Source organism: Legionella genomosp. 1 (assembly GCF_900640215.1).
GTDB classification, from domain to species: domain Bacteria; phylum Pseudomonadota; class Gammaproteobacteria; order Legionellales; family Legionellaceae; genus Legionella_C; species Legionella_C quinlivanii_A.
The window spans coordinates 1-10,924 of record NZ_CAAAJH010000023.1 but is presented as its reverse complement, the minus strand read 5'-3'; the positions used below and the strand labels follow the sequence as shown (position 1 = coordinate 10,924).

Sequence of the window (10,924 nt, the reverse complement as noted above, 5' to 3'; positions counted from 1 at the left end):
CTTCCCTCTCGAAAGCCCCTAATCAAGACACCCGATGAAACTGCAGGCTAACTTCAGCAGTCATCCCCGGACCTACTGTCAATGTACCCTGAGCATCACCGCTATTTTCAGAGAAATTACCATTCATGCTGCCATATTCTGTATTAAAGGTTGCTACCCCATTGATACAGGTTCCGGTAAATTGATTCACCGTATGTTTTGGGCAAAAAAAGCTTCCGGAATCCTTATCCGCTACCACTTCAATATTAAAATGTTGTCCGCCGTCAGCGCTTGTGATAATGCCGGAACCATGATATTTACATTCGCCAATAAACCAGTTGGTCGCTTTTCCTGAGCCTGCCCATTGTCCAGCAATCAGCTGGCAGGCATCATTATCGGAGGAGTACAAAGTGAAATCGGCATGCGCCATGTTTGAAAAAGAAAAAGCTGCAGCTATAAATCCTGTTAATACATAATGTTTCATTTTCTGCCTTGAAAAAACTGACTTGTCAAGGCGATAATTATTACTCTATCGACCCGCTAATGCAATCAAAAATTGGGGGGCCCTAAGGCCCCGGGAGAAAATTAATCGGCTGCTACATAGCGACCATTTTCAATGTGATAGGCATGACCATCTCTATAGACCACGCCTTTTTTCTGGAAAATCACCCTATCCGTTGCAGAAGCAACTCCGCCGACTACAACGCGAGTTCCTTTAACCACCACAGTACCTGATTTTTGAACTACAGTTCCGGTAGTGGATACCACTCTTGCGCCTGTTCCCATAACCGCGCTTCCAGTTTCATTCAGCGCATTCTGAGTACCGCAGCCTGTAAGCACAATAGACGCAGCTCCTGCCAGTGCGAAAATAACTTTTTTCATAGTTCCCTCCATTTTTTCCTTTTTATTTACTGCACCTAATCAAATATAGTACAAAAATCGAGATTGGATCTGGGCCCGGTTATTCCCTAAACTTAATATTATGAAAAAACTTTATACTATTGGACATTCCACTCACCCTCTTGAGGAGTTCATCGACATTCTTCACCACTTTGGCATTAAGCATGTGGTAGATATCCGCACGGTTCCACGCTCACGCCATGTACCCTGGTTCAACAAGGACAGCTTTGCAAATGCATTAAAAAAAGAAAATATTGCTTATGATCATCTCGATAAACTGGGCGGCCTGCGTAAAACATCCGCTTCATCCATTAATACCGGGTGGCATAATGCGAGTTTCAGAGGCTTTGCGGATTACATGCAGACCGCATCCTTTTTTGAAGGATTAAAAGAACTGCATACATTCATTCATTCTGATTATGAAACGGTGATTATGTGTGCTGAAGCGCTTCCATGGCGTTGCCACCGCTCACTTATTGGCGATGCCGAGCTTGTCAGGCATACTGAAGTTCTGAATATTTTCGACAAACGGGAAGTGAAGCCGCATAAACTGACGTCCTTTGCTGTAGTGAATAAACACAGTCGTCCTTATAAAGTTTTTTATCCCAAGCCAGTTGACTAAACAGAAAGCTCCTAGTCAAATAATCCTTTCTGATTAATCGAATCTCTGCCCTGTGGACTCAACTCAACGTTCTTTATTGTCTTCTTTAGTTGCCTTAGGCCTTTTCCTCGCTACTTTGGGTAAAATTGATAATATAAAGCTGGCTATTTTGGTACATCTTTTTATTTTTTTACTTGGAGGTCTTATTGTTTATGCCCTCTGCCTGTTTGATTTTTCGAGAAAGGCTTTTGCAAAGATTGGCAGCCTTTTTGGCAAGTCAGCAGCCATTCCTGAATATCAATTATTGGGGGTGAGCGCAGTCCTGTTATTCTCTACCTGCTATTTTTTGTCGGGAGCATTATTTAATCATCTCCCGGTAGAGATGGATTCTATGGCGCAATACGCAGGCGCAAAAATATTTTTAAGCGGTCATTGGACCTTAGCCAGTCACCCTCTGCGCGAATTTTTCGATACCCCCTGGTTTATCAATGATGGGAGGTTTTATACCTTCTACCCTCCCGGACATATGTTTCTGCTAGCCTTAGGTCATTTCTTTAATCAGCCGGCAATCATCAATCCACTCATAGCAGCTATTACGCTAATTGCCAGTTACTATCTCGCCAAAGAGATTGGAGGAGGCTTTGCCGCCCGAATCTGTCTTTTTTTATTTATGGTATCGCCTTTTATTGTTTTTCTTTCCTCTGAATTTGACAATCGGTCAACAGCACTTTTGGCTGCCACATTATTTGCCTTATTTTATATCCGGACAATCAAAACAAACGATGTTAAAAATGCAATTTTTGCGGGGCTTTCTTTGGGATATTATCTTATCACCCGCCCACAATCGGCCCTTTTTTTCAGCCTGCCTTTTTTTGTTTACAGTCTCTGGACTCTGCTGTTTCAATTCAGGAAATATTTCAAATCGTTTGCCATGATGGGTCTGATTATTCTGGCTTTTATGTTCTTTTTTCTTTATTACAATCAGCAAACGACAGGTTCCTATTTTCTAACTGGCTATCAGAAATATTTTGGAAATCAGGTGGTTCCAGGAGAAGAATTATTGACGAATGACAGTTTTAATAACTGGAAAGCTCAAATAATCCGCGTGGTTGATTATATGCAGTTACTTCATAGACAGTTATTTGGCTGGCCAGTTTCGTCGCTATTATTCGCATTTCTTCTCTTTTTTTTAGGCCTGGAGAAACCCTGGTGTCGATTGCTGGCGATGAGTTTTTTCAGCATCTATTTCAGTTTAATCCTTTCCGAATATATCTATGATATTTTCGGCCCGCGCTATTTATATGAAACTGCCACTATTGTGATTATCCTTAACGCAATTTTCTTAAGTCGAATACCGGCCTTTTTCCGAAAACGGTTGCGGGTGAAATTATCGCTGAATGAATGGCGGGGAATTATTGCCCTGCTGCTTTGTTTTATGACCCTGACTGCTTTGTTTACGATTATTCCGGCCCGCTATCAGCTGTATTCAGATAACTACCGTCAAAGCAATAAACAGCTTCTGCAAACAATTGATACCGGTACTGCCAAACCTGCGGTCGTTTTACTCAGTGAAGAGAATGATCGTCTGGCCACGATTTTTATGCAGCCCTGGTTTGATTCAAATCCAGTGATTGTTGCTCAGGACAGGCAAAGTGAAAATTACAAAATAATCCAATACTATCCTGGACGTAATGTGTATGTATTAAAAGGAAATGATCTTAAACAGATTCGATGATTTTATAATCTTTCTCAAAAACTTTGAGCAGCAAAGCTGCCTCATGATTTTAAAGATAAAGGGTAACACCCCAGGTTGTGGATCGTCTCAACGTCATCTTGAACGCATCTCAACGTCATCCTGAACGCATCTCAACGTCATCCTGAACGTAGTGAAGGATCTCCTGAATCTGGCTCCGTTCCAGGCAGTTGAGATCCTTCGCTACGCTCAGGATGACGTACCCAGATGCTCAGGATGACGTACCGGGGAAGCTGAGACCTGTTCAACTGGTCTCAACGTCATCCTGAACGCAGTGAAGGATCTCCTGAATCAGGCCCCGTTCCAGGCAGTTTGAGATCCTTCGCTACGCTCAGGATGACGTACCCAGATGCTCAGGATGACTTACCAGGGGAGCTGAGACCTGTTCAACTGGTCTGAACGTCATCCTGAACGCATCTCAACGTCATCCTGAACGAAGTGAAGGATCTCCTGAATCTGGCTCCGTTCCAGGCAGCTGAGATCCTTCGCTACGCTCAGGATGACGTACCAGATGCTCAGGATGACGTACCAGGGGAGCTGAAACCTGTTCAACTGGCATAATGCATCGGTTTTACCAGGATGAGAAAAGAAGGAATATTGATGTTCAGCAACAGGAGGCACAATAAAATTAACAGAATTAACAACACAATAAAAATCTTGTTAAAAATTAATTTTTCAGGATAAATAATATCAAAATTATGCTCTAATCCCATCAGAAAATACCAACCCATCCACCCAATAAGAAAAGGCATCAGGATAATGAGTTCTGCTTTGTACTTTAACATTAAAATCGTGATACCAAATATGGTCAGCAAGCCATAAATAAAAGCCGATAGTATAAGCGTATTGGTGGTATATAGCGCATAGGACTTTCGATAAGCAATAGCTGAATCCCGGTTCTGAAAAATACGATATTCAGCTACCCTTTTCATGCTCATGGTAAACGCTCCAATCGCCCAGGTGGTAAGAATCAGCGAGGATGGTGGTAAATAGTGAGGCAAGATACACAACCAGCCAATCATTACGCGCAGCGGGTAATTGACTGACTCCAGCAACACATCAATGTAAGCAACATCTTTTAAGCGAACAGGAGGTATATTATATAACCAGGCCAGTATCATATAGATACTTAAAATGATCAGTATATTGGCATGAGCTGACGCGCTTAAGCCCAAAGCCAGAAGAAATAGTATGCAATACTCAAAAATAATCAGAGTTTTTTTAGTCTGAGTTTTCGCTAATGCGCGATCCTTTTTTACTGGGTGAAACTTATCTGTATTTCGATCAAGATATTCATTCAATACATAATTGGCAGACGAAGCAAGGCAAAGTGCAAAAAATACACTAATACACTGCAGCCAATGCACAGGAGCAGAAAATTGACTAAAAATCGCTGCCAATGCAGCGCCTGCGAACATTAGTAAATTTTTGGGCCAGTTATCAATACGAGCAATGGATAAATAAGCATTCATATTACTTTTTTCTCGCAATAATCATCCAGGAATCACGAAGATTTAGGGGGACCACCCAGCGTTTGAAACATCGCAGGCGACTCAGGCGCTCCATAAAAGGTAAATAATTATTTAAACGCTTTAAAAGATAGTCCATCGAAAAATACCAGGAAGGTCTTTTCCATTTAATGATTTCCAGATTGCTCTTTTCAGCTGCTAAACGCAAGGTTTTTCGATTAAAATAGCTGAGATGGGCTACCCGATAATGCCACCATTTTTTATTTAATAATCTGGCCGCGAGAGAGGAAACATCAGGCGTTACAATGACTGCAATCCCCTCATTAGTCAGATGTTGGCTGATATCAGTCATCAGCTGAACAGGATTTTCAACATGCTCCAGGACATCAATTAAGGTAATTATGTCATATTGACTGTTGACAGTAGCACCTGGAAAACTACCCGAATAAACAGGCAGCCCCTTTGATTTAGCCCTTTCCACAAACCACTTGCAAATCTCGATCCCACTGGCATCAAATCCCTTATTTAATCCTTCCTCTACCAGGATACCAATGCCTGCCCCGATGTCGAGTAACTTCCCTTCGCGTTTAAAATTAACGATTGTTTTAAGTAGTTTTTGTGCCTGAAGTCTTCGGGGTTCCTGTGACTCTTCATAGGGTTTGTCAGTCATTGACTCATAATAGGAGTTGATCGCCTGTGCTTCAGGACAAAAAAGAAAATTGCAGCGTTGGCATTGATAAATGCTTAAACTTGTACCGTAGTCAGAGTCGGTCACCGTGAAATGACTGCTCTTAAGTGATTTAGGAGAAATTCCCCGTCTTTTTAATACAAGCGTCCTGCTATCACACAGCCAGCACCTGAAATTATTTTTATTATTCATGAAGGCTCAATTGGGTAATCAGCAGGAGTATAACAGCTTTTGTTTTAAAATCTTACATGGTCGGTGGTTTGAGCGCGTGCCCAGGAGAGTTTCTGGCAACCGTCTGATCCACTATTATCTTTAACATGTGATCATCACGTTTGGCGAGACCCTCACCATATTTTGCTGCAATTCCTTTTTTCCAGTCATCCAGAAATTCATCAGCGATCTCTTTGATAGATTGCCCTGTTACTTCACTTTTCTGCAATAAATAAGAATTAAGGAAGTCCCTGATTGGTATTCGACGTTTTCTGACCAGCAAAATGATGTCCGCGCTTGATTTTGGTTTGTTTACAATCTCACGAGCAAGCGTACTAGCTTCTCCTTTTAGGTCTCTCATTATTACTCCCTATGAACTAATAATTCCATTATGAGTAATAATAGTACATATTTTCAAGAGGGATAGCTGAGTTATTCTTTCCAGGCTTTTTCCAAAGCACTCAAGTCCAGCTTTTTCATCTTTAGAAGCGCCGCCATCACCCGATCAGATTTTGATCTATCTCTATCCTGAATCCATTCGTTTAATATTTCAGGAACGATTTGCCAGGATAGTCCATATTTATCTTTCAGCCAGCCACAGACTTGTGCCGATTCATCGCCATCTTTACCCAAATGATCCCAGTAATAATCAATTTCTTCCTGGGTTTTGCAATAAACCTGTAATGAAATGGCAGCATTGAATTGAAATACAGGGCCGCCATTCAATGCAGTAAATCGTTGACCATTGAGCTTAAATTCGATAGTCATGACGGTGCCAGCAGGCATACCATGCTGATCCTGCCCTACATTGCCATAATGACTTATCTGGCAAATTTCAGAATCGGGAAATATTGATAAATAAAAATTAACCGCTTCTTCGGCATTTTTATCAAACCATAAACAGGGAATTATCTTTTGCATTTGTTGTCCTTTAAAAAAAAGGAGGCTTTCGCCTCCTCTTGATTACGGAAAATTAATTAAAGCGCCAGGAGGCGACGCCCATAACACCGTTTTGCTGTACTCTATCAGCCAGTTGACCAATATAGTTGAGCGTCAGCGTGACGGATTTGGCAGGAACCAATACATCGATTCCAGCATTAATTGCCAGGGCATTTCTTGCAATTGGGTTACCTGAAACCGTGAATGCGCCGCCCTCAGGGAAACTGAAGGTCGCATAGGGATTCAGATTATCATAGGCATGATTCCAGCCCAGCATTCCATGACCCGTGATGTTATAGGTATCCCTTTGTACCAGGAAAGGAGTCGCTCTGGCACCCAGAGTGGTGAAGGCAATATTCTGATGATGTGCCCAACCATTCAGCGCAGTGATTCCACCTCTTTCATGAATTGTGTCGGTAGAAACATTAATGTCGCTTAATCTGGCAAAAGGTTCTAGCTGCCATGAGTTATCGAGTGCGTAAGCTGCTTCCAGGAATGCCTGCGCCGTGTTGCCGTTATAATCGGCACGCAGATACTCATCGACACGCGGGAAGACTACATGTCTTGCCGAGTCGAACTCATTCCATCCGTAGGCACCGCCCGCGCGAACTACCCAGCGATCCATACGCGCACTACCATAAAGACCCAGGTAGTAAGTGTCCACATCCACAACGGAGTTACGCTGACTGACCTTGTTTCTTAATTCGCTGTAGCCACCGAAAATACCCACGCGAGTCACATCAGTATTGGCGTCCGCACCGATGAAAATACCACCGCTATTGACTCGAACCCGAGCATAGTTATTGGTACCATCACGATGTCCCCAGTTACCAACTCCTTCAGCCCAGAAATTGATTGCACCATAGGGACGATTCGGATCTTTCTGATAGTCCATTGGCGAGGTCAATCGATTTAACATAGTATTTTCAACAAACTGACCAGCAGTGATAAGGCTTGAAGTCACTGACGCCAGGGCTTCGCCTGAAAGACTGTTTAAGGCTTCCTGCGCACTCTGAATAGTTGGAAGATTTAAAATCAGCGTTTTTAACAAGCTGCTATCGGGTAAGGACTCAAGGGCATTACCTACAGCCGATTGATTAGGCGAGGTTGCGACACCTGAAATCGGTAAAGCAGTACGTCCAATTTGCAGATTGACGTTATTGGGACCATACAGCAGATTAAAGCTTAAGAATGGCAACACTGGCAAGGTACCTGCAAATGTTCCGGAAACACCACCGGTTGCAGTCAAAATACCATAGGTACCCATTACAAAGGGCAAGCCATTGACACTGATGACGTTCACTAAGCCACCATTCAAAATAGCACTTCCTGCAACCTGAATTAAATCGGATTGACCGAATGGGTTGACCTGTACTTCAAAAATGGAACCAGGATTCTGGATTAAATCCCCTAATACATTGAGCGTTCCAATGCCTAATCCCAAGCCTGGTGCGATAGTGCCGTTAATTATTGCATCGCCGCCTACCGTGCCAACACCTTCCAAACGACCGCCGAGATTGACGAGAACGTCCCCTCCAACACTGCCATTAAGCTGCAAAAGCCCCTCATTAACGGTTGTAGTTCCTGTGAAAGGATTAATTCCGTTCAATATCAGACTGCCCGGGCCATTTTTTATTAAATCACCGGTTCCATCAATGGAGCCGCCGAAAATGCCAGCACCGATGCCTGCGATAATCAAGTCATTGGCACCGAGAAGAATCTGGCTGCCGCCTACGCCGTTCAGATTGCCAATTAGTTGCGCGCCAAGAGCGGCAGATATATCCAGAGTTGCGCCTGGCTGGGTTAGATTGAGAGGACCATTTGCAGAAAGACTTCCTCCTGCACCGACCGCCAGAGTACCCTCAGCAATATTGGTTCCACCAGTATTCGTTGACGCACCGGTTAATAATAAAACGCCTGCACCCGCTTTAGTCAGAGCGCCTGTACCGCTTATACCGCCTGATAAAGTCAAGAGTGGTTCAGTGACCAGCGCGGTTAAGCCGCCCGCAGCTAAAAGAATTGGATTTGCTAAATCAAGACCAGTTACAGCAGGCTGAATGATACCGCCATTGCCGGTAATCAAGCCAAATCCGAGGGAGGTATTGGTATCGATAATCGCATTACCACCGTTTAACACCGCATCGAAATAGCTTCCAGGACCGGAGACATTCCAGGTGCCGCTGTTAAGGACTAAATGTTGGAAATTGATATAAGTACCGGAAGGTGCCGAGCCTACTCCAGCAGTTCCTGAACCAGTTCCTGTTACGGAGTTTTGTAGAATTAAGGTGTTATTACCGCCAAAACCGCCGTCAATGACGCCTGTTGGTGCAAATAATACGCCTAAACCTAAAACAGGCAGATAAATACCCAGACCAGTGCCGGTTACTGTCGAACCAGTTACGGCGGTAAAGGTATTGACGCTATTCTCTCCCATTGAGAGACCGCCAAAAATGCTGCCGCTGTTTATAAAGGTATTCCCCTGGCCTGCTGTGCCATTAGATTGAAATGCCATACGGCCAATAATCGTGCCTGTATTAATGCCGTTGACTTTAGCACCGCCATAAGCGGCTAATACAGGGATATCATCAGGAAATAGCACCGCAGCAATTAAAGGAACGCCATTAATTAAACCATTATTAACTATGTTGGTTACACCACCAACCCCATTTTGCACGGCCAAGGCCATACCGGTTAAATCGGCAAGAGTAACCCCGAGAAGCCCGCTGGTACCACTCATGTAACCATTGTTAGTTACGTTGACATTACTGGGATTCGCATTACCAATGTAAGTACCTGTTGAAAGAACATTCAGCAAACCCAGGAATGAAGGATCGATAGTTCCGTTGTTGTTTAAAGTAATATTATTTCCTGGCAGAGCCAAAGCAGTTCCGCCTAAACCGAGAAGAACACTGAGATAAGCACCGCTTTCGACGTTAACAGTCAGATTATTTGCAGCGGAAAAAAATGAGGGGTCCAATGGATTAGTTGGGGGAAGACAGGTTACCACATCGCCATTTTGCGGAAACGCTGGAATACAATAGGCATTAGCGGCGTTGGTATTCAATAATCCTGCACAGGTAGCGGCCAGGATACTCATGCTAAGTTTACTTAACTTACCTGAGCGCGGTTTTGATCAGTTACATCTCGATTAGAAGCTTTTATTTTCATGAACATTCCTTGTTTAAAAAATACTGACTTCAACTGCGATAAAACTAATAGTCCGTCAATGACTATAAAAGAAATTTATGAATCAATCCAGAGTTAATTTAAACTAAGCAAAACAGTTGAATTCATTAGTTGAAAGCTCGGATTTATTTAAATCGAGCAGATCGTTTATTGTAAGAACGCTGTTTTTTTTAAGCAGTTGCTCCAACTCTTCATTCTCGCATTGAGCACTGGAAATCGGTTCAGAAAAAGCAGACTCCTCATCCATTTGATGATCAGAGGCGATAATTGACATCTGACGGGAATCGATTGTCGTTAGCGGTTGGAAAAAAGATGGCGCAGGAAATGGCTTTGTATTCAAGTGTAAAACACAACTATCGACTATTTTCTGCCAGGATTGAAACACTCCACGATTTTGCTGGTGAAATTGAAAGAAGAATTGTGGATTGAGTTCGGCTATCGCCATTCCCAAAATTATATCTACATCGTGTATTGTTTCATGTTTGGTCAAAACCTCGTCAATTTTTGAAAACAGTAAATCCAGTTGAAAATAATTGCTGAAGCCATGTAATTGGCTGCAGGTTTTGACAATCCAGGACATGTTATCGTTTAGATTGCTTCCTGGAGGTAATTTATCCAGTATACCCAGCAGAATATGCGCATTTTCCGCACGAATAAATAGCATTGCCTCTTTTGCAAATCGCAAATTGGCGGCTGTAATTTTGTTATAATATTCAAAATAGACCAATGAGCTGGGAAGTCGAGTTTCTACCTGGACACGCCGGTTGAATGAAGATTGTAACACAAGGCTAGGGCTGGCAACTAACACATAATAAGCTTGCCCATTTATTATTTTCTTTTCAAAGTAATGAGAGAAAAGGAGCACTTTGCTTTCAGACATGAAGAATGTCTGACTACCTTTAATGGAGTTTTGAGTTTTATTTTTCATTGATAAAGCTGAATGACTAATTCTGACAATAAAGCGCATTATATTATCTTTTGGAATTGAAAAATATATAATCGCTATAATAATGATCAGTTAATAAGGTCTTATCTTCCTAAACGTGAGAGGTGTTAAATCAACCCTCACTGCCATTTAGTTAACGACTTCTGTCATTCCCGCGAAAGGCGCTGAGTGATCCTGTCATTATTTTGAACAACTCAAAGCGCCAGATTCAATAAATGAGTGATATTGCTGTTGCAGGTCACTCATTACGCTC

10 protein-coding genes are annotated in these 10,924 nt (G+C 42.6%); 2 read left to right on the top strand and 8 right to left on the bottom strand.

The features are described 5' to 3' along the window. Positions 1-22: 22 nt before the first annotated feature. Together E1O89_RS14665 and E1O89_RS14660 are read right to left on the bottom strand one after the other, a co-directional pair. Positions 23-463, bottom strand: a complete 441-nt coding sequence (locus E1O89_RS14665; RefSeq protein WP_133140808.1) for a hypothetical protein — start codon at positions 461-463, stop codon at positions 23-25. A 101-nt stretch (positions 464-564) separates the two neighbouring features. Further along, positions 565-861 carry a hypothetical protein gene (locus E1O89_RS14660; protein ID WP_112218065.1) on the bottom strand — a complete coding sequence of 99 codons (297 nt, stop codon included), beginning with the start codon at positions 859-861 and terminating at the stop codon, positions 565-567. A gap of 100 nt (positions 862-961) precedes the next feature. On the opposite strand from E1O89_RS14660, the gene E1O89_RS14655 reads away from it, so the two are divergent. Both E1O89_RS14655 and E1O89_RS14650 read left to right on the top strand, forming a co-directional pair. Further along, entirely contained in the window at positions 962-1,501 is a 540-nt protein-coding gene (locus tag E1O89_RS14655; RefSeq protein ID WP_133140807.1) for a DUF488 family protein, read from the top strand. Positions 1,502-1,553: 52 nt separating this feature from the next. Next, a complete protein-coding gene (locus tag E1O89_RS14650; RefSeq protein WP_133140806.1) occupies positions 1,554-3,215 on the top strand; it encodes a glycosyltransferase family 39 protein in 1,662 nt (553 codons plus the stop codon). A 566-nt stretch (positions 3,216-3,781) separates the two neighbouring features. On the opposite strand, the gene E1O89_RS14645 is transcribed toward E1O89_RS14650, so the two are convergent. From E1O89_RS14645 to E1O89_RS14620, 6 genes are all read right to left on the bottom strand, one after another. Further along, positions 3,782-4,723, bottom strand: a complete 942-nt coding sequence (locus E1O89_RS14645; RefSeq protein ID WP_133140805.1) for a UbiA family prenyltransferase — start codon at positions 4,721-4,723, stop codon at positions 3,782-3,784. Beyond that, on the bottom strand, positions 4,707-5,582 hold the full coding sequence (locus E1O89_RS14640) for a class I SAM-dependent methyltransferase (protein ID WP_133140804.1): 876 nt from the start codon (positions 5,580-5,582) through the stop codon (positions 4,707-4,709). The genes E1O89_RS14645 and E1O89_RS14640 overlap by 17 nt, the downstream gene beginning before the upstream one ends. 52 nt (positions 5,583-5,634) lie before the next feature. Beyond that, positions 5,635-5,961: a hypothetical protein gene (locus E1O89_RS14635; protein ID WP_133140803.1), complete on the bottom strand. Its 327-nt coding sequence runs from the start codon at positions 5,959-5,961 to the stop codon at positions 5,635-5,637. Positions 5,962-6,032: 71 nt separating this feature from the next. Continuing rightward, on the bottom strand, positions 6,033-6,521 hold the full coding sequence (locus E1O89_RS14630; protein ID WP_133140802.1) for a VOC family protein: 489 nt from the start codon (positions 6,519-6,521) through the stop codon (positions 6,033-6,035). Between the two features lie 52 nt (positions 6,522-6,573). After that, positions 6,574-9,636 carry an autotransporter domain-containing protein gene (locus tag E1O89_RS14625; protein ID WP_133140801.1) on the bottom strand — a complete coding sequence of 1,021 codons (3,063 nt, stop codon included), beginning with the start codon at positions 9,634-9,636 and terminating at the stop codon, positions 6,574-6,576. A gap of 174 nt (positions 9,637-9,810) precedes the next feature. Beyond that, on the bottom strand, positions 9,811-10,653 hold the full coding sequence (locus tag E1O89_RS14620) for a hypothetical protein (RefSeq protein WP_133140800.1): 843 nt from the start codon (positions 10,651-10,653) through the stop codon (positions 9,811-9,813). Positions 10,654-10,924 lie beyond the last annotated feature (271 nt).